Raw genomic sequence first — 24,183 nt, 5'->3', positions numbered from 1 at the left:
CGGCGAAGCCCCTGTCACCGAGGAACGCCCCGTGACCGGCGAAGGCGCTGTCACCGGTGAACGCCCCGCCGACGCGGCCCGCCGTGCCCTGCGCGCGGCCCGGAAGGCCGCGGCGGCCGATGATCAGGCGGGCTTGGGCCCAGGCTCGGGTGCGGGTGCGGGTGCGGGTGCGGGTGCGGGCTCGGGTGCGGGTGCGGGCTCGGGTGCTGGTGACGGCGTGGGTGTGGGCGCCCGTGGGAGTGCGGGCCGGGGCGCCGAGCGGGAGGGGGTGCCGGGCCGGTCGTCCCTGTCCGCGTCCCTTTCCGATGAGTCGGCCCCTTCCCACGCGCCGGCCCCTTCCGACGAGCGCGCCCCTTCCGACGAGCCCGCCGCGCCCGATGAGCCGACCGCCTCCGGTGCGTCCACCGGGTCTGGTGCGCCCGAGTCGCAGACGAGTGCGTCCGCCCCGGTGGCGAGGCCGAGTGACGCGGCCCGCGAGGCACTGCGACGGGCGACGGCGACGGAGCCGGCCGCGACGGACCATGCCTCTGCGGAGGCCGGCGGAGGCGCACGCCCCGGTGACATCGCCCGTGAGGCCTTGCGCGCCGCCCGGGACGAGGCGCGGCGGCTTCGGTCCGAGGCTCCGGACGGCGGGAGCGACGGCGTCGGATCGAGGCGCCGGACCGACAGGACGTCCCCGGCCGGAGCCGGTGGCAGGCGGAGTTCCGCGCACCCCGTGAACATGGACCGCGTGTCTCAGCAGCGTCGGCTTCGGGGTCTGCTCGCGGACGCCTTCCGGCTGCCCCCCGACGTGGCCGCCGAGACGGGCCTGCCGTCGGGCCCCGACGCGGACACCGACGCCGCTGAGCCGCCCCGGGACCCAGGCCCCGGCCGACTCACCCGCGCCCCGTACACCGAGCACGACGAACACCCCGAGCACTCCGCCCACCCGGAGCACTCCGCGCACCCCGAGGCCGACGCACACCCCGATCACCCCGTTTACCGCGAACACCCCCAACCCCACGAGGAGTCCGGAGACTTGGCGCCGGAAAGGGAGCCATCGGCCTCCGATATCCACGAGGCTTCCGAGGCCTCAGAGCCCTTCAAGCTCGGCTCCCTCGTCCCGGAGCTCTTCACCCCGGGGACGGGCGCCGGGTCCCCGGAGGCCGAGGAGACCGATCGGTCCATCGGCGGCGAGCGGGTCACCCCGGCCCCCGGCCCCGCCGGCCGGCATCCCCGCTCCATGGCGTCCCCGGGTCGTGACGGCGAGCTGCGCCGGACCTTCCCCGCCTTCCCCGCGCGGGCCCCTGAGGAGGGCGGCTTCGCCGAGACATGGTGGGGCAACGCCTGGGTCACGGCACTGGAGGAAGGAGCCCTGGACGCGGCACGGCTGGCCCGCGGGCGGACGTACGCCGGGCAAGGCCATGTCGACGCCGTCACGGTCACACCAGGTCTGGTGCTCGCCTATGTGCACGGCAGCCGGCCGCGTCCGTACCGCGTCCAGGTCAGGGTGCGGACGCTCACCGACGACGACTGGGACCGCTTTCTCGATGCCGCGGCCGAGCGTCCCGGACACATCGCGGCGCTGCTCGACAAGGAGATGCCCAGGTCGCTCGCGGACTGCGGCGTCGAGCTGCTTCCGGGCCCCGGCGAACTCGAACCGCACTGCAGTTGCCCCGACTTCGGACACCCCTGCAAGCACGCGGCCGCACTCTGCTATCAGACGGCCCGGCTGCTGGACCAGGACCCGTTCGTCCTGTTCCTGCTGCGCGGCCGCGGTGAGCGCGAGCTGCTGGACGCGCTGTCCCGCCGCAACGCCACGCGCGCGGCCCGTGCCGCCCAGGAACGGGAACCGGAACAGCCGGCCGGCGTACGCGCCCGTGACGTCCTCGCCCGGCGTGTGCTGCCGCCCCTTCCCGCTCCGCTGCCGCCGCCCGCGCATCCCGGGCAGCCGCCGGCCTACCCGGGAGCACCGGGCGGCCCGGACGCCTTCGCGCTGGACCAGTTGGCCACGGACGCGGCCGCCCGCGCGCACGCCCTGCTCACCTCGGGCCGCGATCCGGTCGCGGACCTGACGCTCTGGCAGGACGCGGTGCGCCTCGCCGCGGCCCGCCCCGGATCGGGGCTCACGGCCGCCACCCGCACCCTCTACTCCTCGCTCGCGTCCGCGACCGGCCGCACCCCGGTCGAGCTGGCTCGGGCGGTGGCCGCCTGGCGGCAGGGCGGGTTCGAGGCGCTCGCCGTGCTCGAGGAACCCTGGGACCCCCCGGCGGGCCGGTTCGACCGGGCCCGGCCGCTGCTCATGGCCGCCGACTTCCCGGCCTTCCGCCCCTGGCGCAACCACCTCACGCACCCGCAGGGCCACGCCGAGCTCCGCCTCGGCCGCGACGGCCTGTGGTACGCGTACGAGTCCGAGCCGGGTCGTGACGACTGGTGGCCCCGCGGCACCCCGGACCTCGACCCGGTCGGCGCCCTGACGGGTTTGGGCGCACCGGGAGAGCTCTGACGCGGACCGGTGCGATGTACGGTGCCCGGCTTTCGGCGGCGAAGTCCGAACGGCCACGGCCCCCGCGCCGAGCGGGGTACCTTCTGCACGTGTCCGAGGAGATGTCGAACGGCTTCCGAGATCCGTACCGGCGCAGCGTGTCCCGCGCTGGACAGGACGAGCCGACAATCGGTCACGGACCGGCCCGAGGACCGGTGTCGCCGCTGAACCCCAGCCGGGTCACGGGCACCGCACGGCCACGATGACCGCCCCCGCTGACGCGTCGGCCGCGTCGACGGACCGCCGTCCACCCCTGTCCCCCTGGCGGCGACGGGCAGCGGTCGGTGGCACCCTGATCGCCGCGTTCGGCGGGTTCGCGAGTTTCAACGTGCTGCTCTCGGCCATGCCGGCGTACGCGGTGCGGTCGGGTGCGGGACCCTCGGGCGCCGGTTCGCTGACCGCGGTCCTGATGACGGCCACGCTGGGCGTCCAGCCCTTCACCCCGGCGCTCTTCGCCCGGCTCGGACGACGGCTCGCCCTGGCATTGAGCGGCGCGCTGCTCGCGCTGCCCTGCCTGGCTCTGCCGGCCGCCTCGACACTCACCGCTTTGACCGGCCTCGCGGCTGTACGAGGGCTGGGCTTCGGCATCTTCGTCGTGGCCGGCGTCACCTTCACCGCGGAGCTGTTCCCGCCCGAGGAACGGGGGCGGGCGATCGGCTGGTACGGCGCGGTCGTCGGGGTCGCCGGTGTCCTGGGAGCGCCCGCGGGCATCGCTCTGGCCCGGCAGGACGCGTACACGCTCACCTTCGCGCTCGCTGCGGGCGCCGCCGCGCTGGTCGTGGTCGGCTCCTTCGGCTTCGCGCGGAGCCCGGCACCCGACCGCCCGGCCGGACCCCGGGCCGGCCGGGCACGGACCCTGCGCGAGACAGCGCTGTCGCTGCGCCCCATGGCCGGGCTCCTGGTGGTGGAGATCGCCTCCACCACGGCTTACGGCGTCGTCTTCACCTTCCTGCCACTGACCGCCCCGGCCGCGCCGGAGGCGTTGTTCGCCGCGCAGGTGTCCACCGTGCTCTTCCGGCTCGTCGCCGGGCGGTTCATCGACCGGCACGGCGGCCGGCGGGTACTGGCACCCGCGGTTCTCACCACCGTGCTCGGCACGGCCGTGGGCGCGGCCTCCCATCAGGAGGCTCTGCTGCTGGCCGGCGCCGTCCTGTTCGGAGCGGGCTTCGGCGCCACCCAGAGCGCCACCCTGGTGCTGATCATGCAGACGGCCGGCGACACACCCGCCGGTCTGGGGCTGGCGGGTGTCGCCTGGAACATCGCCTTCGACGCGGGCACGGGCGCAGGCTCGCTCGTGGGCGGGCCGCTGCTCTCCCTCGGCGGGCCGTCCGCCCTCTTCCCGGTGACGGCGGCCGTCCTGGGCGCGTGTCTTCTCGTGGAGCGGTGGAGAGCGCGCCCGCCCCGGCACGATTCCGCGGAGACATGAACGAGCTGTTTCCCGGCGTTGTCTATTGCAGCTCCATGAACTCCTCCGGATGTCCCCGGATTCACCGGCCGGCCGACGCCGCGCGGTCGGCGCGGCCCGGCGTTCACGACAGCAGACGCGTGTGCGTGTTCGTGTCGCAGGGAGGTGCGCGGCTTCCCGGCTCGTGGTCGCCCGCGGTGAGCCGGGCGTAGCGATGTGTTCCGGTGTCGGTTCTCTGTGCAGAGAGGCGAAACGGAATCACTCCAGCCATTTTTCGGCCGAAGGCTGCCCCTTGTGCGCGTCGCCCCGGCGATTATCCGAAACCGCGTCCTTCGCTTTGCATCCAGCAACTCTCAGGGTGTTCAGGTCTGGCTGGAGACGGAGGGATGCAAGCGGGCCAAAAGGGGTGACGGGGTCGGTTTTCGATGCTTCGCCTCGGCCATGTCCATCGTGTACGTTCCGACTGCTCGCCGAGACGGACTGACCGGTTCTGGTCGGCGCAGCGCCCTCGAGAGGGGGCCGGACCGGCCAGTTCGCCGCCTCGGCCCGAAGGCCGTGCGGAAAGGCGTGGCCGCTCGAGGACGGAACACCCACGGGGAAGGGGGAGGCGTGAAAGGCATGGACGCGCGACTCTCCGCGCGAGCTCGGAATGCGTGCCGCCGATGTACCGGGACGGCCTGAGCGCCGGCGGAAGACCGTACAGTCGCGAGAAATCCGTGAGCGGGGCTGCTGGACAGCGGCCGTTCACGTGGATGTCACGCGAATCCGGCCACGCACACCTTCAGTGAATTCCGCCACGGATCGCGCTCAGCCCTGTCCGCACTTTCCAGGGTGACGCGGCGACAGGAGGCGGTCGTGTCGGTGGCCCCCGTAATTGGGCCACGTCGGCACGAAGTCCAGGGGCTACGCGCTCGAATTGACGAATTCTAGGTTCGAAGGATGATGGCGAAAAAAACGCGTCCTCAGGAATTGTCTTTGTCGGACATGCTACGCGCGTCCACACGTCTCCAGCCCGACCGGACCGCCGTCTCCTGCGGCTCGGAGCGGCTGACGTTTCAGCAGCTCACCGACCGAAGTGAGGAATTGGCCGGGCATCTGCGGAAACTCGGCGTGACGAGGGACGACCAGGTCGGCGTCTTCATGGAGCCGTCCGTCGGCCTCATGGTGAGTGTCTGGGGTGTCCTGCACGCGGGCGCCGCCTACCTGCCGCTGTCGCCGGAGTACCCGGACGAGCGCGTGCGCTACATGATCGAGAACTCTGCAGCCGGCGTCATCCTGGCCGACGCGTCACTGGTGTCCCGGCTGGCGGCGATGGCGCCACCGAGGACGAGGATCGTCACCCTCGCCGACGCGCGGAACTCAGGCGCGTCCAGGCCTGGGGTGCCGGCCGCCGGGGCGAGCGCGCTCGATCGTCCGCGAGCGGACGACCTCGCCTATGTCATCTACACCTCCGGGAGCACGGGCGACCCGAAGGGCATCGGCATCGAGCACCACAGCATCGTCAGCCAGATGAGCTGGCTCGCCGACGAACAGGGTCTGGACCGCAGCCGGAAGGTACTGCAGAAGACGCCCCTCAGTTTCGACGCGGCTCAGTGGGAGGTTCTCGCGCCGGCCTGCGGCAGCGGTGTGGTGATGAGCGAACCGGGCGGGTACGCCGATCCGGGCGGGCTCATCGACCTGATCGTGGCCCACGAGGTGACGACCCTCCAGGGGGTGCCGACCCTGCTGCAGGCGCTCGTCGACACCGGACGGCTGTCCGCGTGCACCTCCCTCACCCAGGTGTTCAGCGGTGGCGAGGCGCTCACCAAGAGCCTGGCGGTCGAACTCCTCGACGCCCTGCCGGACTGCGAACTGGTCAACCTCTACGGTCCGAGCGAGTGCACCATCAACGCGTCTGCCCACAAGGTCGACCGGGCGACCGTGCAGCAGGGGCCGGACCACATCTCCATCGGCCGTCCGGTGCGGGACCTGAGTTTCCACATCCTCGACCCCGCTCGGCAGCCTGTCGGCCGCGGGGAATCCGGTGAACTCCACATCGCGGGCCGGCAGCTCGCGCGCGGATACCTGAACCGCCCCGATCTGACCGCCGAACGGTTCCTGCCCAACCCCTTCTCGACGGACCCGCGGTCCGACCGCCTCTACCGCACCGGGGACCTGGCGCGATGGAACGACGACGGCACACTGCAGTTCCTCGGCCGCGTCGACAGCCAGGTGAAACTGCGGGGCTTCCGGGTCGAGTTGGACGAGATCAAGGTGGCCGTCGAGGCGCACGCGTGGGTCAGGCGTGCCGCCGTACTGGTCCGCGACGACCCGCGGCTGGGCGCCAACCTCATCGCGTTCATCGAACTGGACTCCGAGCAGGCCGCTTTGATGGACCAGGGCAACCACGGAGCGCATCACCAGTCGAAGCGGAGCAAGCTGCAACTGCGGGCGCAGCTCGCCGGCCTGGGAGTCCGTCAGGACTCAGGCCTCCCGACCGTCGAGCTTCCGGGACGCGAGCCCTCGGTCCGGCAGCGGCGAGCGGTGTTCGCCCGCAAGACCTATCGGTTCTTCGAAGGCGGCGACGTCACCCGGGGGGACATCCTGGACCTGCTCGCCCCGCGCCCCGAGCGGTCAGTGACCCCGCGGCGCCCGGACGAACTGACGCTGACCGAACTCGGCACCCTGCTGCGCTGGTTCGGCCGGTTCACCAGTGCCGAACGGCTGCTGCCGAAATACGGATACGCCTCGCCCGGCGCCCTCTACGCCACCCAGCTCCATCTGGAGCTCTCCGGCGTCGCGGGTCTCGAACCGGGCTTCCACTACTACAACCCCGTCACGCATCGGCTCTCGTTGATCGCTCCGGCCCCGTCCGGCGAGCCGAGGATGCGGGTCCACCTCATCGGGAGCAGGTCGGCGATAGAGCCGGTGTACCGCAACAACGTGCGTGAAGTCCTGCAGTTCGAGGCCGGCCACGTCGTCGGCCTGTTCGACCAGGTGTTACCCGAGTACGGCCTGCGGATCGGCATCCGCGCGGGAGGAGCGGCGGTCAGGGAGGTCCTGCGGTGCCCGGCCGAGGACCACCACCTGGCCACGTACGAGGTGGAGCCGGCCACCGCCCCGGCCGTCACGGGGCCGGTGGACACCTATGCGCAGGCTCATCCCGGCAGGGTCGTGGGGCTGAGAGGCGGTCAGTACCGCTACGTGAACGGCGACTTGCTGCCGGTGTCCGACGAACTGGTGCGCAAGCGGGACGTCATCGCCATCAACCAGGAGGTCTACGAGCGTTCCGGTTTCGGGATCAGCCTGATCGGCAGATCGTCCGAACCCTGGCAGCGCTACGTCGACCTCGGCCGTGAACTCCAGCGCCTGCAGATGAACGACATCGGCCTGGGACTGATGTCGTCCGGCTACAGCTCGGAGACCGGGAACGACCTTCCCTCGGCCCGGCGGATCACGGCCATCGCGGGCCCGGGCCCGGACACGGCCTCCTACTTCGCCCTCGGCGGCCGGGTCAGCGAGGAGCAGCGCATCGCCGAGGACATGAAAGAGGATTCCGTCCACACGCGCGGACCGGCCGAGATCGTCAAGGACAACCTCGCCGCCTCCCTGCCCCCCTACATGGTGCCCAACAGGGTGACCGTGCTGGACTCCTTCCCGCTGACCGTCAACGGGAAGATCGATCACCAGACCCTGCGGGCCATGGACGAGGCCGCCATGGAGGACACCGACGCACCGGTCGTCCCGCCCCGCACCCCCACCGAGCAGGCGATCGGCGCCCTGTGGAGCGCGGTGCTGCGGCAGGAGAGAGTCTCGATCCGGGACGACTTCTTCGCCGCCGGGGGCCATTCGCTGACAGCGGTCAACCTGGTCGGCCGGATCAACAGGGAGCTGGGCAGTTCCCTGCCCCTCCAGGTGCTGTTCGACTCCCCGACGATCGCCGAGCTGGCCCGACGGGTCGACCGCGAGCCCACGACCACCTTGTCGAGACTGGTGCGGCTGGGCGGTGGGGACGGCCCGCGGCCCGTCTTCTGCTGGCCCGGACTCGGCGGCTACCCGATGAGCCTGCGGCTCCTGGCCGGAAGGCTGGAACAGGACAGGCCGTTCCTCGGTGTCCAGGCCCAGGGCGTCAACGCCGGTGAGGCCGCGTATCCGACGTTCGACGAGACCGTCGTCAGGGACATCGAACTCATCCGGCGCGTCCAGCCGACCGGTCCGTACACGCTGTGGGGCTATTCCTTCGGCGCCCGGCTCGCGTTCGAGGCGGCCCACCGGCTGGAGCGTGCGGGCGAACAGGTCGAGGAAGTGATCCTCATCGCGCCGGGGAAGCCGCCGGTGGAAGCCCGGGAAGGGGCGTCCACGGACACCGCGGCCGACTTCACCGACCCCACCTTCGTCTCGATCCTCTACTCGGTGTTCGCCGGAAACCTCGAACGGGCCGCCGTCGACGCGTGTCTGGCCGCGACGCGGGACGAGGAGTCCTTCGTCGAGTTCGTCTGCGGTCGATTCACCTACCTGGAAAGGGAGTTGGTGCGTCGGATCGTGCACGTGGTGCGCCGGACGTTCCCCTTCGAGTACGCGCCGCACGAGCTCGCCGAGCGCAGCCTCACGGCGCCGGTCACCGTGTTCACCGCCCGGGGCGACCAGGCCTCCTTCCTCGAAAGCGGCCGTCCGCCGACGCGGACGCCCCCCAGGATCGACCGCCTGGAGGCCGACCACTACGGCCTTCTCCGCGCCGGCGGAATCGACGAACTCGTCACCGCCCTCCAGTCCGCACGACTCACCAGAAAGGTCATCGGCGTGCCTCACGTCAACATCAAGCATTTCCCGAACAACCTCGAGGACCACCAGATCTCGGCCCTCGTCGAAGCGATCACCAGCGCGGTCCGGACCGCTTTCTCGGTCGACGAGGGCGCCGTGTCGATCGCCCTCGAACCCGTGGCGCAGGACGCGTGGAACGAGCGGGTGTACGTCCCGGAGATAACCGGGGGCACCGGCAAGCTGATCAAGGTCCCGAACTACTGAGCCCGGCCGCCACGATCGAGAGGCCATGGGGAACCAGGCCATGACACTCGGAGGACCGCATGCGTAGGACGATGGCCAGGGCGAGGGAAGACCTGTCCGTGATCGTCGCGCGAGACCCGTCGATCCACACCCGTGCGGAGGCACTGCTGCACCCCGCGCTCCCCGCGCTGTGGACCCACCGGCTGGCGCATGCCCTGTACATCCGTGGACACCGTCAGATCGCGCGCGTCCTGGCCTACGTGGCCCGCGCGGTGACCGGCGGCATCGAGATCCATCCGGGTGCGCGCATCGGCCGCCGCGTGTTCATCGACCACGGGGCCGCCGTGGTGGTCGGCGAGACCGCCGAGATCGGTGACGACGTGACGCTCTACCACCAGGTCACGCTCGGCGCGGTCGGCTGGTGGAGGGACGGCCGCCGCGACCCCGGGACCCGCCGGCACCCCGTCGTCGGCGACCGGGCGGTGCTCGGCACCAACGCCATCGTGCTGGGCCCGGTCACCATCGGCGCCGACGCGCTGGTCGGCGCCGGTTCGCTCGTGCTGGCCGACGTGCCGGCCGGCGCCCGCGTCATGGCTCCCCCGGCCGAGATCGTGATCCGGCCCTCCCCGGAGGACCGCGAGGACGCCGGCCGGCTGCTGCGCGCCCTCGCCACCCCCGGGTGCTGGTGACCGCCGGCCCGTCCCCCGTCCGTCGTATCCCAGCCGACCGTCTGTCGGCACGCCATCGGAGGCATACGTGATTCATGTCGGCGTTCTGGAGAGCAACCTCTCCGGCTCCGGCTTCGAGGGCCTGCAGATCATCAAGGAACTCGACTGCCGTGTCACCTTCTTCACCCGAGACCTCGACCGCTACCTCGAAGTGCCCGGCGGACCGGCCTACTTCGACAACTACGTCGACGACATCGTCCACTGCGAGACGAACATCCTCGGCGAACTCCTGCCGCACGTGCACGCGGCCGGAGCCGAGCACCCCTTCGACGCGTTCCTGACCCTGGCCGAGTACGACGTGGTCGTGGCCGCAGAGGTGGCGGTCCTGCTCGGCCTCCCCACCGTCAGCGTCGACGGGGTCGCGACCGCACGCAACAAGGCGCTGATGCGCAGGCGTTGCGCCGAACTCGGGGTGCCGATGCCGGCCTTCCGGACGGTCCGGACCCCGGCCGAGGCGGAGTCGGCCGCGGCCGAGATCGGCCTGCCCGTCGTGGTGAAGCCGGCCGACGAGACCAGCAGCGCCGACGTCCGGCTGGTGGAGCGAGCGGGACAGGCCGCCGAGCACGTCCGGCTGATCCGTACGAGGGTGGAGAACACCCGGGGCCAGAGCCGCCATCCCGAGTTGATGGTCGAGGAGTACGTGAGCGGCCCCGAGGTCAGCGTCGAGGTACTGGCCGAGGGGGACCGGTACGAGGTGCTCGGGGTGACCGACAAGTCGGTCGGCGGTATCGGCTACTTCGTGGAGCTCGGCCACAGTTTCCCCTCCAGCCTGCCCGATCCGGTCGTACGCGCCTGCGGGGACCTGGCCGTGGCCGCGCTGCGCGCGGTCGGGTTCGACCTGGGCATGGCCCACGTCGAGATCAAGGTGACCCCCTCCGGGCCCAAGCTCATCGAGATCAACCCGCGTCCGGCGGGCGGCAAGATCACCTACCTGGTCGACCGTGCTCTCGGCATCCGCTCACTGGAGCTGGTCGCGGGGCAGTACCTGGGCCGGCCGCTGCCGGCCCGCGTCGTACCGGAACAGCCGGTCGCCGGGAGCGCCATCCGCTATCTGACGGCCCAGCCCGGCCGCGTGGTGTCCCTCGGCGGCCAGGACCGGGCCGCCGCGCTGCCCGGCGTGGAGGAGGTCGTCCTCAAGGTGAAGCCGGGCGACGAGGTGCGGGAGCTGCGCCGCAACGGCGACCGGGCCGGGCATGTGCTGGTCGTGGCCGAGACCGCGCAACTCGCCGCGCGGACCGCGGAGGCCGCCGCCAAGGAGATCGGCATCCGCACCGAGCCGGTCGCCAGGCGCCCGGTCGCGGACTCGCTCGTCGAACTGATCGGCGGTACACCCCTGTTGCGGCTGCCGCTGGACCGGATCCTGGACGGTCTGCCCGGCGACACCACCGTGCTGGCGAAGCTGGAGCTGTTCAATCCGTGGTCCAGCAGCAAGGACCGGGCCGCGCTGTCGATGCTGCGCGGTGCCGAGGAGCGCGGACAGCTCACCCCGGGCGACGGCACCGTGGTCGAGGCGACCTCGGGCAACACCGGGATCTCCTTGGCCGCGCTGGCCGCGGCCCGCGGCTACCGCTGTGTCATCGTGCTGCCGGACAACGCGACCCAGGAACGGGTGGCCATCCTGCTGGCGCTCGGTGCCGAGGTGGTGCGCACACCGCACACCGGCGGCTACCAGGCGGCGGTCGACAAGGCCGAGGAGATCCACCGGGCCACCCCCGGGTCGTGGTTCTGCCGCCAGCACGACAACCCGGACAACACCCGGGCCCACTACACGTCGACCGGCCCGGAGATCTGGTCCGACACCGAGGGACGGATCGACGTTCTCGTCAGCGGGGTCGGCACCGGCGGCACGCTCAGCGGCGCGGGCCGCTATCTCCGCGAACGGCACCCCGCCGTCCGTATCGTGGCGGTGGAACCGGCCGGCTCACCGCTGCTGTCCGGTGGGGAGCCCGGCACCCACGGCATCCCCGGGTTCAACGGCGGCTTCGTGGCGCCGACCACGGAACGGGAACTCATCGACGAGGTCATCGCCGTCTCCGACTCCGACGCGCTGGACACCACCCGGCGGCTCGCCCTGCGCGCGGGCCTCATGGTCGGCGTCTCGGCCGGGGCCGTGGTCCACGCCTCCGCGGTCGTGGCCTCCCGTGCCGAGAACCGGGGCAAACACATCGTGACCCTGCTGCCCGACACGGGCGAGCGGTATCTGAGCCTGCTGGGCAGCACGGCCGAACTCGCGGCGGCGGGGGCCGCGGGCGGCGGCGGTGTCCGATGACAGGCGGCCGGCCCCCGGCCGAACGGCCCCGCCTGCTGATGGTGATGCCGTACCGCCAGTTCGTACGCAAGGCACAGGCGGCGGGGTTCTGGGTCGGTGCGGTCTGGGACCCGCGCCTGGAGTCACCGGAGTACCTCGACGACGTACGCGAACTGGCGGACCTGTACGTCACGGCCGACTTCCGGGACGAGGAGGCGCTGCGCGGCACCATCCGCTCGGTCGCACGGGAGCACCACGTGTCGCTGATCTATCACCTCGGCCGGGAGGAGAGCATGGTGGCCGCCTACGAGGTGGCCGAGGAACTGCGCGCCGAACTCAATCCGGCCGCGGCGATCCGCGTTCTCGCCGACAAGCACGCCATGCGGGACCTGCTCGCGGCGCGCGGACTGTCCCCGGTGGCCTTCGCCGCCGCGCCGACCCGCCGCGAGGTGGCGGACGCGGTCCGGCGGATCGGCTATCCCGCGGTGGTCAAACCGTCCGCGCTCGCCGGCAGCCGGGGTGTCTTCCTGTGGCGCGAACCGGCCGACCAGGTGCCCTGGACGGCACTCCTCGACCGCTACGGCTACGACGGCCCGTTCCTCGTCGAGGAGTACCTGCGCGGTCCCGAGTACAGCGTGGAGACGCTCAGCCGGAACGGCCGCCACCACGTCCTGGGCATCACCGAGAAGCTGCTGGGTCCACCGCCGCTGTTCGTGGAGGTGGGGCACGTCCACCCGGCGCCGCTGCCCGGGGAGCGGCGGCAGGCCGTCGAGGACCTGACCGAGGAGTTCCTCACGGCCTGCGGATACCGGTTCGGACCCGCGCACACCGAGGTGATCTGGACACCGCGGGGCCCGCGCATCGTCGAGTCGCAGGCCCGGCTCGGCGGTGACCGGATCCCGCGACTCGTCGAGCTGGCCACCGGCCTCGACGTCGAACAGGCCGTCTTCGCCGCCCTGGCGGGCACCCCCGTCCGACCGCCGAAGGCGACGGCGGCGGCGGCCGTACGGTTCTTCACCTTCCCGCCCGGCCGTGTCGACGAGATCCACGGTCCGGACACGGTCGGCGGGCTCGACCACGTCGACGAGCTGAGCATCCGTCTGCGCCCCGGCGACAACGTGCCGGAGGTCCGCGACTCCAAGAGCAGACACGGGCACGTCCTCGTCTCCGGAGCCTCACCCGAAGAGGCACAGGCACGCATCGCGGACGCGCTCGCCGCGATCGAGATCGTCGTCGACGGCACGCCCGTGCGGGCCGACGGCCGGACCGGTGTCCTCGAAACACCCGCCTGAGTGCCATCGGCCGTTCCTCCCCCCACCCCTGAAGAAAGGCAGTCCCATGCAGTGGTCCGTCCCAACAACCAGGAGGTCACCGTGACCGCCCCCGACACGGACGCCCAAGTGCTGTTCGTCGGCTACAACGCGGCCTACCTGCGCGCGATCGACGGGAGGGTCCCCAGCGGGTCCGTCGTGGTGATCGAGGAGCCCGACATCATCCGCAAGCGTGACCTGCGGGACGCCGCGGCGGGTTTCGACTGCCTGGACCGGATCGTCCCGGCGAGTTACCAGCAGTCGGCCGAAGCGCTCGACCTGGCGGTCGAACTGTCGGCGGCGCGGCCGGTGGCCGCCGTCGTCCCCGCGCTGGAGTACGCGGTGCCGGCCGCGGCGGCGCTGGCCGCCAAGCTCGGCCTGCCGGGAGCCACCGAGAGAGCCGCGCAGGCATTGCGAGACAAGATCCGGCTGCGCGAGGCGGCGGCCGCCGGCGGTGTCCGCAACCCGCGCTGGCGGGAGGTGCACGGACCCGGGGACATCCTCGACTTCGCCGGTGACGGGCCGGTGGTGGTCAAACCGGCGAACCGGCAGGCGAGCGTCGGCGTGCAGGTGCTGGACTCGGTCGACGCCACCACCGCGGCCGAGGTCTGGCAGCGGACCTCGTCGGCGGCCGAGTACGAGCAGGTGCCCGACCGGCCGCTGGTCTGGCGATTCCTCGCCGAAGAACGTCTGGAGGGACCCGAGTTCAGTGTCGAGGCGCTGGTACGGGACGGAGAGATCGTCTTCGAGAACGTCACCGCCAAGACCGTCATCCCGGGCCCGTATCCGGTCGAGCTCGGCCATCTGCTGCCCGCACAGCTCGACCAGGACACCCGGGCCGCGTTCGGGACGGCCCTGAGGGCACTGGTCGCCGCGCTCGGATTCGGCACCGGCATCCTGCACGCCGAGTGGATCCTCACGCCGTCCGGTCCGACGCTGGTCGAATGCGCCGGCCGCTGCCCCGGCGACCATCTGATCGACCTCATCGACCTGGCCTACGACACCACGATCAGGCTGGACCTCATCGAGCTGCTGGCCGGCCGTCCGGTCGAGCTGCCCCGGTCCCCGCGGCGCACCTCGTCGATCCGCTTCCTGGCCGCCGAGCCGGGCACGGTGACGCGGGTCGCCGGGGTGGACACGGCGAAGGCCCTGCCCGGCGTACACGCCGTGGAGGTGGACGCCGAGGCGGGTCAGGAGGTACGGCCCTGGGCGTCCTCCTGGGACCGCGCCGGGCACGTCATCGCCACCGGGCCGGACGCCGACACCGCACGCCGGCACGTCCTGGACGCCGTCGCCGCCGTCCGTATCGCAACCGAGTGAGGGATCACATGTCTGCTCTGTGGCAGCGCGTCCGCGGACTGCGCGGGGCCGTGCCCGGCGGCCCGGTGGGAACCCGGCTGGCGGTGATGGCGATGATCGACGCGGTGGGGACCGGAGCGTTCCTGGCCGTGTCCGTGCCGTTCGTCACCAGGGCGGTCCACCTGTCCGAGCGCAACCTCGGCTTCGGCCTGGGGCTGTCCGCCGCCGTCGCCCTGGGCACGGCGATCCCGATCGGGATCCTGGCCGACCGCATCGGCCCGAAGAAGGTCCTGGTCGGAGTGAGCCTGTGGCGCGCCGCCTGCTTCGTGGTGTACCCGTTCGTCCAGAACCTGTGGCAGTTCCTGACCGTGGTGTGCCTGCTCGGCCTCGTCGACAAAGCGGCGGCACCGATGGAGCAGGCCCTGGTCGGACAGGCGGTGCCGACCACGGAACGGGTCAAGGTCGTCGCGATCCTCCGGTCGATGCGCAACGTCGGCTTCACCGTCGGCGCCCTGCTGGGCGGTGTCGGACTGCTGATCGACACCCGGGCCGGATACACCGCGATCCTGCTGCTCAACGCCGCCTCGTTCGCCGTGCTCGCGGCCCTGGCGTCCCGGCTGCCCTTGCTCAACGCTCCGACGGCGAACCTCCGCCGGAGGTTCTCCGTCAGCGTGCTGCGCGACGGATCGTTCCTGTCGTACGCCGGGATCAACGCCATCCTCACCATGCACATGACTCTGCTGAGCATCGGGATACCGCTGTGGATCGTGGGACACACGGATGTCCCGGCCGCGCTGATCTCCCCGCTCGTCGCGGTCAACACCGTGCTGGCGGTGCTCCTGCAGGTGCGGGCGAGCCGGGGGACCGACGACATCCCGGGCGCGGCACGGGCCCTGGTGCGCGCCGGCATCTCGCTCGCGGCGTGCTGCCTGCTGCTCGTCACGGCCCCGGGCCTGCCGGTCGTGCTCGCCGTCGGGGCGCTGCTGCTGGCCATGATCGCCCTGACGGGCGGCGAGCTGTGGCAGTCCGCCGGAGGCTGGGGCGGCTCCTATCTGCTCGCCGTGCCCGGCCAGGAAGGCGTCTACCTCTCGGTCTTCTGGCTCGGCGTGGCCGTGCAGCAGATCGCGGCACCGATCCTGGTCGGCCTGATCGTCACGGTCGGCACCGCGGGGTGGATCGCGCTCGCCGCGCTGTTCGCGGCGAGCGGCCTCGTGGCTCCCGTGATCGGCCGGTGGGCAATGGCGGAGGCGGCGAAGCGGCCGGAGCGGGACCCGAGTCTCGCCGAGGCCACCTGAGCCCTCCGCGCGGGCCGGCCCGGTGGACGAGCCGTTCGAACGAGCCGGAAGTACGGGCCCGGGAGTACGAGCCGGATCGCACGGACCGGTTTCTGAGAACACCCTGAATCGACACCACCTGAATCGACAATATCCAAGGAGAGAAATGTCTGTTCCGCTGTATGTTCCGCCGGGCGGGGGAGAGTTCGTCGACATCCGGGACACGAAAAGGACGTATCTGAAGCTCACCACACCCGATTCCGACGGGGAGTTCGGATTCTTCGAGCATCACATGGCTCCCGAGGCCAGTGGAGCCAGTCCGCATGTGCACAAGAAGTCCACGGAGATGTTCTACGTGGTGCGCGGTGAGATCGAGTTCACCATCGGCGACCGGAAAGTGGTGGGTGAGCCCGGCGCGTTCGCCTACATACCCAAGGGTGAGCCGCACGGTTTCACGAACCGGGGCAAGGAGGATGCCACCCTGCTGATCATGTTCTATCCGATCTACGACCGCGAGGACTACTTCCGCGGTCTGGGACGTCTCACGGCCGACGGGCGCAACCCGAGCCTGGAGGAATTGCAGGAACACATGGCGAAGTACGACCAGTTCATGGTCTGATCCGCCTGATCGTCCACACGGGAACGGGCCCGGCGGCGCGTCACGCCGCCGGGCCCGGTTCGCTCCTTCGCGCCGTCAGCCCGCCGCGTCGAGGCCGGCCCGGAAGCGCAGATGCAACTCCTTGACCTGCTGTGCCAGTTCGGGGACCGGTCCGGCGGTCTCCACGCCGGGTACGACGTCCCGGACGGACAACGGGCTCAGGGGCGAGGTGATGGGCACGCCCCACTCGGCCTTCCAGTCCCGGGCCTGCTGGGACGAGCTCGCGTACACGATGCGGCCCAGTCCGACCCAGCCGTGCGCGGCCGCGCACATCGGGCAGTGCTCTCCCGAGGTGTAGACGGTCGCCGCGGCCCGCTCCTCGGGGTTCAGGTTGGCCGCGGCCCAGCGGGCGAGTTCGAACTCCGGGTGCCGGGTCGGGTCCCCCGTGCTGGACTCGCGGTTGCGGTCCTCGGCCAGGACCTTGCCGTCCGCGTCGGCCAGCAGGGAGCCGAACGGCCAGTCGCCGGCGCCGACCGCCTCGGCCGCCAGCTCCAGACAGCGGCGGAGATGGACCAGGTCGGCCGCGCTGACGGCGGAGGACCGGGCGCCGGCACCGTCGGGGTTGTCGCTGTGGTCAGGGTCGTGCGTGGTGGGGGCCACCGTGGCTCCGTCTCTGTGGGGCTTGGGCGTGGAGGGTGCGGTGCGCTATGCCAGGTTCGCGGCCACGGTGGCCAGCGCCTGCCATGCCACCTCGGGCCTGAGGGTCTCGTCCGGGTCGCCGTTGTAGGGGTCGAGGACCACCGTGCCGGCACCGGCGAGGCGCAACTGCTCGATGTCGTCGAGGACCTGCTCGATGGTGCCCTCACCGGCCCGGCGGTCCGGATGGTCGACCGGCTTCGGCGTGAGCCGCAGAACGATGCGCGGGGCCAGGTCGGGCACGGGCCGGCCGAGTTCGGCCGAGATGTCCTTCAGCCGGTCCACCGCGTCGCGGAACCACGGCATGGTGAACCGGAGCGGATGCCACGGCAGGCCGTGGCGGGCCGCCCGGCGCAGTCCCGCGTCGCTGTTGCCGCCGATCCAGAGCGGAATCCGCCCGCTCCCGTAATCGGCCTCGTCGGCCCACGCCGTTCGCAGGGTCTCGAGCAATTCGTCGGTCAGCGCGCCGCGCCGCTCGAAGGGAACGCCGAGCGCCTGGAACTCCTCCCGGGCCCAGCCGACACCGACACCGAGGACCAGTCGGCCGCCGGAGAGCTGATTGAGGTTGGCCGCCATCCTGGCGACCAGCAGGGGGTGCCGGTAGGGCGCGATGAGAACCGTCGTGCCCAGCTTCACCCGGGCCGTTTGACCGGCCAGCCAGGAGAGTGTCGTAAAAGGGTCGTAGAACGGGGCGGGATACTGTTTCGCGACATCCGATGTGATGGCCACATGGTCGGAGACCATCAATAGGTCGAAGCCGAGGCCTTCCACCGTCTTGGCCCAACGGGAAAGGGTTTCCGGACCGGTGCCGGGTCCGAAATTGGGAACGTTGACGCCTATCTGCATGGCCCGAGCCTAGCAACCTGGCGCTGGTGAAGGGCAGTTGACGAGCGTGCATTTCCGGCCGCAGCCTACGCCTCCGTCCGAAGGCCCGGGCCCGTGCAATATGATTGCAATCTGACATACCGTCAGATGTCATTCGTATTGCTTGTCGGGCGGGGAACTCGCCGTTCTCTCAGGTCCGCCGGAACCTCTTCCGCCGGCGACTCGGGAAGCCCTTGACGCCGGGAGAACCGGGAATCTACGGTGAGCGCGAGCTACGAGTTCCGGTGATCAAGCCCTGGCTGGCCGGACGGCAACCCTCGACGCAGTGGGGTGCCCCAGGTGAAGGCTCGGCGGATCTTCCTGTTCTGCAAGTGCGTTCCCATCCGGCCCGAGAGCCGACGACCTTCCCGGGAGGACAGCGTGTCGACGCGCCTTGTGCTGTGCTCTCGACGCCACGTGGATCTGCTGCTGGTCTGCAGCTGCCTCTGTCACGGCTGACCCTCCCTCACCCCGCCCTCCTTCACACGACAGCGCGCGCTCGGCATGCCCCGCCTGCCGAAGCCCCTTCGTGCACCCCACCCTGCGGAAGCGGAGACCAGCCATGGCACAGCACGGCACCACCAGACCCTTCCGGTCCCTCGGCGCGATGTCCCTCGGCACGGCGCTCCTGGTCGCCTTGACCGGCTGCACGAGCAGCAAGACGTCCACCGGCTCCACGGCGGCGGCGATCACCGTCGGCACCACGGACCAGGTGACCAGCCTCGATCCCGCGGGCTCGTGGGACGCGGGCTCCGGGACCATCGAGAGCGAGGTCTACGCGACCCTGCTGAGCGTGAAGAACGGGGCCACGGAGGTCTCCCCGGACCTGGCCACCGGGATCGAACCGACCGGCCCCAAGGAGTACACGGTCACGCTGAGGAAGGGCCTGAAGTTCGCCAACGGCCACGAACTGACCTCGTCCGACGTCAAGTTCAGCTTCGACCGCAATCTGAGGATCGCCGACGAGAACGGTCCTTCGTCCCTCCTGTACGACCTCGACTCCGTCGCCGCCCCGACGCCGACCGAAGTCGTCTTCACCCTCAAGTCGGCCGACGACACGCTGTTCCCGCAGGTGCTGTCCACCGCCGCCGGCTACATCGTCGACGAACAGGTCTTCCCCGCCGGCAAGATCCTGGACGACAAGACGATCGTGGCGGCCAAGCCGTGGAACGGCCCGTACGGCGTGCGCAGTTACGACAAGAACTCGCTGGTCTCCTTCACCGCCAACAGCGCCTACGGCGGCGGTCTCGGCACACCGAAGACCAAGAACGTCCAGTTGAAGTACTACACCGACGCGAGCAATCTGAAGCTCGATGTCCAGCAGGGCACCGTCGACGCCGTCTACCGCACGCTCACCACCGCCGACCTCGACGACCTCTCCAAGAAGAAGGACATCAAGGTCCACACCGGCTCGGGCAACGGCATCCGCTACATCGTCTTCGACTTCCGGACCCAGCCCTACGGCACCAGGACCAAGAAGCCCGACAAGGCCAAGGCGCTGGCCGTACGGCAGGCCGTCGCCGACTCCGTCGACCGGACCCAACTCGCCCAGCAGGTCTACAAGAACAGCTACCAGCCGCTGTACAGCTCCGTGCCCGACGGACTCACCGGCGCCACCGCCTCCTTCAAGTCGCTCTACGGCGACAAGAAGGGCGGCCCCGACAAGGCGGCCGCCGCCGCGCGCCTCAGGGCGGCGAAGGTGACCACCCCGGTCACCCTCAGCCTCCAGTACAACAGCGACCACTACGGCTCCTCCTCGGCCGACGAGTACGCCCTGGTCAAGACCCAGCTCGAGGCCACCGGCCTGTTCAAGGTGAACCTCCAGTCCACCGAGTGGACCCAGTACGGCAAGGACCGCGTCAAGCACCTGTACCCGCTCTACCAACTGGGCTGGTACGCCGACTACCTGGACGCCGACAACTACCTCTCGCCCTTCTACTCGGCCAACAGCTGGGTCGCCAACGACTACTCCGACCCCGCCGTCCGGGAGCTGATAAAGAAGGAGGAGACGGAGACGGACGCCACCGCACGCGCCGGACTGCTCAAGCAGGCACAGGACAGGGCCGCCGCCTCGGTGCCCCTGCTGCCGCTGCTCCAAGGGTCCACCGCGATCGTCACCCGCACCGACGTCAGCGGGGTGCCCGACGAACTGAGCAGCGCGTACCAGTTCCGCTGGGCCGGGCTCGCGAAGAAGTGAGCGCCCTGACCCGGGACGTCCCCGGCGCCGCCGCTCCGGCCGGCGGCGCCGCGGGGTACGGACTCCTCCGCCATCTGGTGGTCCGCTTCCTCCTCATCGTCCCCACCGTGCTCATCCTGGTCAGCCTGGTCTTCTTCCTGATGCGCGCCACGGGGGACCCGGTCAGTGCCGCCTTCGGCGACCGCCTCACCCCGGACCAGCTCCAGGCCAAACTGCACCAGGCGGGCTACGACCGGCCGCTGCTCACCCAGTACCTGGACTACCTGAGGTCCCTGGCCGCGGGCGACTTCGGCCGCACCGTCACCGACGACCAGCCGGTGACCCACGTGCTGGGCACCTACGGGGCCGCCACCGCCGAACTCGCCTTCAACGCACTCGTCGTGGCCCTCGTCGTCGGGGTCCCCCTGGGCCTGGTCGCGGCCTCGTACCGGGATCGCGCGCCCGACGCGGCGCTGCGGCTGTTCGCCGTCCTCACCTACGCCACCCCCGTGTTCTTCACGGGGCTGCTGCTGAAGCTCGTCTTCGCGATCCGGCTCGGCTGGCTCCCGGCGTCCGGCCGGGCGAGCACCGACGTCCAGCTCTTCCTCCAGGACCAGTCCAGCACGACCGGCCTCTACCTCGTCGACGCCCTGCGAAGCGGTGACGGGGCGGCCGTCGTCGATGTCCTGAAGCACGCCGTACTGCCCGCCCTGGCGCTCGGCCTGCTCGTGGCCGGCATCCTCCTGAGGCTGGTCCGCACCAACCTGATCGGCACCCTCTCCGCCGACTACGTGGAAGCCGCCAGATCCCGCGGAGTGGCGCCCCTGCGCCTGGTCACCCACCACGCGGCCCGGCCCGCCCTGATCCCCGTCATCACCTTCCTCGGACTCCAGGTCGCCGGGCTGCTCGGCGGAGCGGTGCTGACCGAGACCACCTTCGAATGGAAAGGCCTCGGCTACGAACTGGCCCACTACCTGACGGTCCGTGACTTTCCGGCGGTCCAGGGCATCGTGGCCCTGTTCGCCGTCGTCGTGGCGCTGACGAACTTCGTCGTCGATGTCGTCGCGGCCCTCATCGACCCCCGAGTGAGGTACTGAGCCGTGGCCCAGCTCCTCCTCCGCCGGCGGACCGTGCTGCCGCGGCGCCTGCGCGTCCGCCTGCGCACCGGCGGCGCGGTCCAGCGGGCCATGCTGCTCACCGGCACGGTCCTCACCGCGCTCTTCGTCCTCGCGGCGCTCCTGGGCCCGCTGCTCGCCCCGCACGGCTTCGCGCAACTCCGCGACGAATCCGGCCTGTTCGGATCACAGCAGCCTCCGAGCGGAGCACATCCCCTGGGCACCACCATCGCGGGGTACGACGTGCTGTCCCGCACGGTGTGGGGAGCCAGGACCGCCCTGGAGATCATCCTCGCGGCACTGTCGCTGTCGGTGGTGCCGGGCACGGTGCTCGGCCTGGTCTCCGGATACCTCGGCGGCCGGCTGGACCGGACGCTGGTCGGGGTGGCCGACGCGCTCTACGCGTTCCCGCCGCTGCTGCTCGCCATCGTCATGTCGATCGTGATCAGCGGCGGCAGGTCGAGCCTCGCCGGCGGTCTCGGCGCGGCCGCCTGCTCCGTGGCCGTGGCCTTCGTCCCGCAGTACTTCCGTGTCGTACGGGCCGAGGTGATCCGGGTGAAGGCGGAGCCCTTCGTGGACGCGGCCCGTGTGATCGGCACCGGAACCCGGCGGATCATGTCCCGGCACGTGCTGCGCAACTCGGTCCGCACCCTCCCGCTGATCTTCACCATCAACGCCTCCGAGGCCATCCTCACCCTCGCCGGGCTCGGCTTCCTGGGCTTCGGCATCGAGCCCAACTCGGCCGCCGAATGGGGATACGACCTCAACCGCTCGGTCGCCGACGTCACTTCGGGACTGTGGTGGACCGCGGTCCCGCCCGGTCTGGCCATCGTCCTGACCGTGCTCGGCACCACCCTCCTCGGCGAGAGCCTCACCGATCTGGCCGACCCCCGGCTCCGGCGGCGGGCCGCGGCGGCGACACCCACGACGACGGACGGAGGCACGCACGATGACTGACCTGCTGCGCATCGAGGACCTGCGGGTCACCTTCGCCACCGACGCCGGTCCGGCCCCGGCGGTGAGAGGAGTGAACCTCGCCGTCGCTCCGGGAGAGGCGCTGGCCCTGGTCGGCGAGAGCGGCAGCGGCAAGACCGTGACCGCCAAGTCGGTCCTCGGTCTGCTGCCCGCCACGGCGGCGACCCGCGGCCGGGTGCTGCTGGGCGACGGCACCACCGATCCGGACGAGGACGTGCTCACCGCGTCCCCGGCCCGCCTTCGCGAACTGCGCGGCACCTACGCCGCGATGGTGTTCCAGGAACCGTCCACGGCCCTCAACCCGGTCTTCTCCGTCGGCTGGCAGCTCACCGAGGGACTGCGGGCCCACGGGCACGGCGGCAGCAGGGCCGAACGCCGTGCCCTGGCCGTCGACTGGCTCGAGAAGGTCGGCATCCCGGACCCGGCCACACGCGTGGACCACTACCCGCACCAACTCTCCGGCGGCCAGCAGCAACGCGCGGTCATCGCCATGGCCCTCGCCCTCGGCACGAGGCTCATCGTGGCCGACGAACCCACCACCGCGCTGGACGTCACCGTCCAGGCGGAGATCCTGGAGCTCCTGCACCGGTGCCGCACGGACTTCGGTACCGCGGTGCTCCTCATCACCCACGACATGGGCGTGGTCGCCGACATGGCGGACCGGGTGGCGGTGATGCGCGAGGGCGAGGTGGTGGAACAGGCGCCGGTCCGCGCGCTGTTCGCGGCGCCCGGCCACGCCTACACCCGGGAGCTGCTGGCCGCCGTCCCCGTCTTCGGCCGGCAAGGAGGCCGCGCGCCGGCGTCCGCCGCGCAGAGCGGGCCGCCGGTCGTGCGCGCTGCCGGGCTGGTCGTGGAGCACCCGGGACGGCTCAGGAGGAAGGGCTTCAGGGCGGTCGACGGCGTGAGTTTCGAGATCGGACCGGGTGACGTGCTCGGGCTGGTGGGGGAGAGCGGCAGCGGCAAGACCACCATCGGCCGGGCGGTCGCCGGTCTGACGGCCGTGACCGGCGGTGAACTCGAGGTGTTCGGCGAGTCCTTGACGACCCGGCGACGCGCACGCGGCCGGGCCGGCCACATCGGCTACGTGTTCCAGGACCCGGCGGCCGGCTTCAACCCGCTGCTGACCGTCGCCGACAGTGTCGCCGAACCGCTGGCCGTCCACCGGCGCGATCTGACCGCCGCGGCGATCCGCGCCGAGGTGGAGACGCTGCTGGAATCGGTGCACCTGCCGCGCTCCTACGCGGACCGCTACCCCCACGAACTCAGTGGCGGTCAGCGGCAGCGTGCCGCCCTGGCCCGCGCGCTCGCGCTGCGGCCCGGGCTGCTCGTCGCGGACGAACCCACCACGGCCCTCGACGTGTCCGTCCAGGCGAAGGTGCTCGGCCTGTTCGCCGAACTCCAGCGGGAGCTGGGCTTCGCGGCGCTGTTCATCAGTCACGACCTCGCGGTCGTCGAGCAGGTCGCCCACCGGGTCGTGGTCCTGCACTGCGGCCGGGTCGCCGCGTCGGGTTCGACGGCCGAGGTACTGGGCAGGCCCCAGGACGACTACACCCGCGGGCTCGTCGCCGCGCTGCCCGTCCCCGACCCGGTCCGGCAGTCCCGCCGACGGGATCCGCTCCCCGGCGTCCGGGAGGACCGGGATACCCTCCGTTCCCACGGCGGGGTGGACGCCCTCGACGAAGGAGCGGCAAGGACATGACCGACAGGCGCCGCGCACGCCGATGGACCGACGTGTTCGCCCGGTGGACCACCGGTCTGCTGGCGGTCGGCTCCATGCTGTCGGGATGTCCGCTGCCCGAGCCCTCCGTCCGGGGCGGCGAGCCGGACCGGACGCCGGACACGAGCTGCCGGCCACCGGCCGGGCACCCGGAGCGTCCCGCCGCGCACGTCCCGCCGACGGACGTGGAACGTGAGCTCTGGTGTGCTCTGGGTATAGAGGTCCGGCGAACATATACGTGAAGCCGGGCCGGAGGACCCTCACGACGCCA

16 protein-coding genes, 1 pseudogene and 1 riboswitch are annotated in these 24,183 nt (G+C 71.4%); of the genes and pseudogenes, 15 read left to right on the top strand and 2 right to left on the bottom strand.

Features of this window, described 5'->3' with window-relative positions; genetic code table 11:
• The first annotated feature begins 721 nt into the window (after positions 1-721).
• The 10 genes and pseudogenes from ACFRIC_RS22005 (at position 722) to ACFRIC_RS21960 (ending at position 16,390) form a co-directional block, all read left to right on the top strand.
• Entirely contained in the window at positions 722-2,485 is a 1,764-nt protein-coding gene (locus ACFRIC_RS22005; RefSeq protein ID WP_382788213.1) for an SWIM zinc finger family protein, read from the top strand.
• Positions 2,486-2,726: 241 nt separating this feature from the next.
• On the top strand, positions 2,727-3,950 hold the full coding sequence (locus ACFRIC_RS22000; RefSeq protein ID WP_382788211.1) for an MFS transporter: 1,224 nt from the start codon (positions 2,727-2,729) through the stop codon (positions 3,948-3,950).
• Between the two features lie 963 nt (positions 3,951-4,913).
• Positions 4,914-8,933 (top strand): amino acid adenylation domain-containing protein, encoded by a 4,020-nt coding sequence (locus ACFRIC_RS21995; RefSeq protein ID WP_382788208.1) that lies wholly within the window; start codon positions 4,914-4,916, stop codon positions 8,931-8,933.
• Positions 8,934-8,992: 59 nt separating this feature from the next.
• A complete protein-coding gene (epsC, locus tag ACFRIC_RS21990) occupies positions 8,993-9,601 on the top strand; it encodes a serine O-acetyltransferase EpsC (RefSeq protein WP_382788206.1) in 609 nt (202 codons plus the stop codon).
• 67 nt (positions 9,602-9,668) lie between these two features.
• Positions 9,669-10,553: pseudogene (locus ACFRIC_RS21985) on the top strand (acetyl-CoA carboxylase biotin carboxylase subunit family protein); the annotation flags it as partial.
• Positions 10,530-11,909, top strand: coding sequence for a cysteine synthase (locus tag ACFRIC_RS21980; protein ID WP_382788743.1), 1,380 nt, complete (start codon positions 10,530-10,532; stop codon positions 11,907-11,909). The pseudogene ACFRIC_RS21985 and the gene ACFRIC_RS21980, both read left to right, overlap by 24 nt.
• Positions 11,906-13,180: an ATP-grasp domain-containing protein gene (locus ACFRIC_RS21975; RefSeq protein ID WP_382788204.1), complete on the top strand. Its 1,275-nt coding sequence runs from the start codon at positions 11,906-11,908 to the stop codon at positions 13,178-13,180. Before ACFRIC_RS21980 ends, ACFRIC_RS21975 begins: the two co-directional genes overlap by 4 nt.
• 81 nt (positions 13,181-13,261) lie before the next feature.
• Positions 13,262-14,518, top strand: a complete 1,257-nt coding sequence (locus tag ACFRIC_RS21970) for an ATP-grasp domain-containing protein (RefSeq protein WP_382788202.1) — start codon at positions 13,262-13,264, stop codon at positions 14,516-14,518.
• Positions 14,519-14,526: 8 nt separating this feature from the next.
• Positions 14,527-15,792 (top strand): MFS transporter, encoded by a 1,266-nt coding sequence (locus ACFRIC_RS21965; RefSeq protein WP_382788200.1) that lies wholly within the window; start codon positions 14,527-14,529, stop codon positions 15,790-15,792.
• A gap of 145 nt (positions 15,793-15,937) precedes the next feature.
• Positions 15,938-16,390: a cupin domain-containing protein gene (locus ACFRIC_RS21960; RefSeq protein ID WP_382788198.1), complete on the top strand. Its 453-nt coding sequence runs from the start codon at positions 15,938-15,940 to the stop codon at positions 16,388-16,390.
• A 75-nt stretch (positions 16,391-16,465) separates the two neighbouring features.
• Here the strand turns inward: ACFRIC_RS21960 and ACFRIC_RS21955 are convergent, their stop codons facing one another.
• Both ACFRIC_RS21955 and ACFRIC_RS21950 read right to left on the bottom strand, forming a co-directional pair.
• Positions 16,466-16,945, bottom strand: coding sequence for a nucleoside deaminase (locus tag ACFRIC_RS21955; protein WP_382788741.1), 480 nt, complete (start codon positions 16,943-16,945; stop codon positions 16,466-16,468).
• A 129-nt stretch (positions 16,946-17,074) separates the two neighbouring features.
• Complete coding sequence (locus tag ACFRIC_RS21950; RefSeq protein WP_382788196.1) at positions 17,075-17,911, bottom strand: LLM class flavin-dependent oxidoreductase; 837 nt, start codon at positions 17,909-17,911, stop codon at positions 17,075-17,077.
• A 249-nt stretch (positions 17,912-18,160) separates the two neighbouring features.
• A riboswitch (SAM riboswitch) is annotated at positions 18,161-18,270 on the top strand.
• A gap of 221 nt (positions 18,271-18,491) precedes the next feature.
• On the opposite strand from ACFRIC_RS21950, the gene ACFRIC_RS21945 reads away from it, so the two are divergent.
• Genes ACFRIC_RS21945 through ACFRIC_RS21925 form a run of 5 tightly spaced genes read left to right on the top strand, consistent with a single transcriptional unit; the run spans position 18,492 to position 24,154 of the window.
• Positions 18,492-20,126: an ABC transporter substrate-binding protein gene (locus ACFRIC_RS21945; RefSeq protein WP_382788194.1), complete on the top strand. Its 1,635-nt coding sequence runs from the start codon at positions 18,492-18,494 to the stop codon at positions 20,124-20,126.
• Positions 20,123-21,202, top strand: coding sequence for an ABC transporter permease (locus ACFRIC_RS21940; protein WP_382788192.1), 1,080 nt, complete (start codon positions 20,123-20,125; stop codon positions 21,200-21,202). Before ACFRIC_RS21945 ends, ACFRIC_RS21940 begins: the two co-directional genes overlap by 4 nt.
• A gap of 3 nt (positions 21,203-21,205) precedes the next feature.
• The gene (locus ACFRIC_RS21935) at positions 21,206-22,177 is read left to right on the top strand and encodes an ABC transporter permease (RefSeq protein ID WP_382788190.1); all 972 of its coding nucleotides are present in this window, start codon (positions 21,206-21,208) and stop codon (positions 22,175-22,177) included.
• Positions 22,170-23,894: an ATP-binding cassette domain-containing protein gene (locus ACFRIC_RS21930; RefSeq protein ID WP_382788188.1), complete on the top strand. Its 1,725-nt coding sequence runs from the start codon at positions 22,170-22,172 to the stop codon at positions 23,892-23,894. The genes ACFRIC_RS21935 and ACFRIC_RS21930 overlap by 8 nt, the downstream gene beginning before the upstream one ends.
• The gene (locus ACFRIC_RS21925; RefSeq protein ID WP_382788186.1) at positions 23,891-24,154 is read left to right on the top strand and encodes a DUF6059 family protein; all 264 of its coding nucleotides are present in this window, start codon (positions 23,891-23,893) and stop codon (positions 24,152-24,154) included. Before ACFRIC_RS21930 ends, ACFRIC_RS21925 begins: the two co-directional genes overlap by 4 nt.
• Positions 24,155-24,183 lie beyond the last annotated feature (29 nt).

Origin of the sequence: Streptomyces sp. NPDC056738 (assembly GCF_042790435.1) — a bacterium.
Lineage (GTDB): Bacteria > Actinomycetota > Actinomycetes > Streptomycetales > Streptomycetaceae > Streptomyces.
This window is presented reverse-complemented; position numbering and strand designations above follow the sequence as displayed.

Bases quoted from the DNA above. Each gene is read 5' to 3' on its own strand.
- ACFRIC_RS22005 (WP_382788213.1), top strand. From the start codon at position 722: ATGGACCGCGTGTCTCAGCAGCGTCGGCTTCGGGGTCTGCTCGCGGAC.
- ACFRIC_RS22000 (WP_382788211.1), top strand. From the start codon at position 2,727: ATGACCGCCCCCGCTGACGCGTCGGCCGCGTCGACGGACCGCCGTCCA.
- ACFRIC_RS21995 (WP_382788208.1), top strand. From the start codon at position 4,914: ATGCTACGCGCGTCCACACGTCTCCAGCCCGACCGGACCGCCGTCTCC.
- epsC (WP_382788206.1), top strand. From the start codon at position 8,993: ATGCGTAGGACGATGGCCAGGGCGAGGGAAGACCTGTCCGTGATCGTC.
- ACFRIC_RS21975 (WP_382788204.1), top strand. From the start codon at position 11,906: ATGACAGGCGGCCGGCCCCCGGCCGAACGGCCCCGCCTGCTGATGGTG.
- ACFRIC_RS21965 (WP_382788200.1), top strand. From the start codon at position 14,527: ATGTCTGCTCTGTGGCAGCGCGTCCGCGGACTGCGCGGGGCCGTGCCC.
- ACFRIC_RS21960 (WP_382788198.1), top strand. From the start codon at position 15,938: ATGTCTGTTCCGCTGTATGTTCCGCCGGGCGGGGGAGAGTTCGTCGAC.
- ACFRIC_RS21950 (WP_382788196.1), bottom strand. From the start codon at position 17,911: ATGCAGATAGGCGTCAACGTTCCCAATTTCGGACCCGGCACCGGTCCG.
- ACFRIC_RS21945 (WP_382788194.1), top strand. From the start codon at position 18,492: ATGGCACAGCACGGCACCACCAGACCCTTCCGGTCCCTCGGCGCGATG.
- ACFRIC_RS21930 (WP_382788188.1), top strand. From the start codon at position 22,170: ATGACTGACCTGCTGCGCATCGAGGACCTGCGGGTCACCTTCGCCACC.
- ACFRIC_RS21925 (WP_382788186.1), top strand. From the start codon at position 23,891: ATGACCGACAGGCGCCGCGCACGCCGATGGACCGACGTGTTCGCCCGG.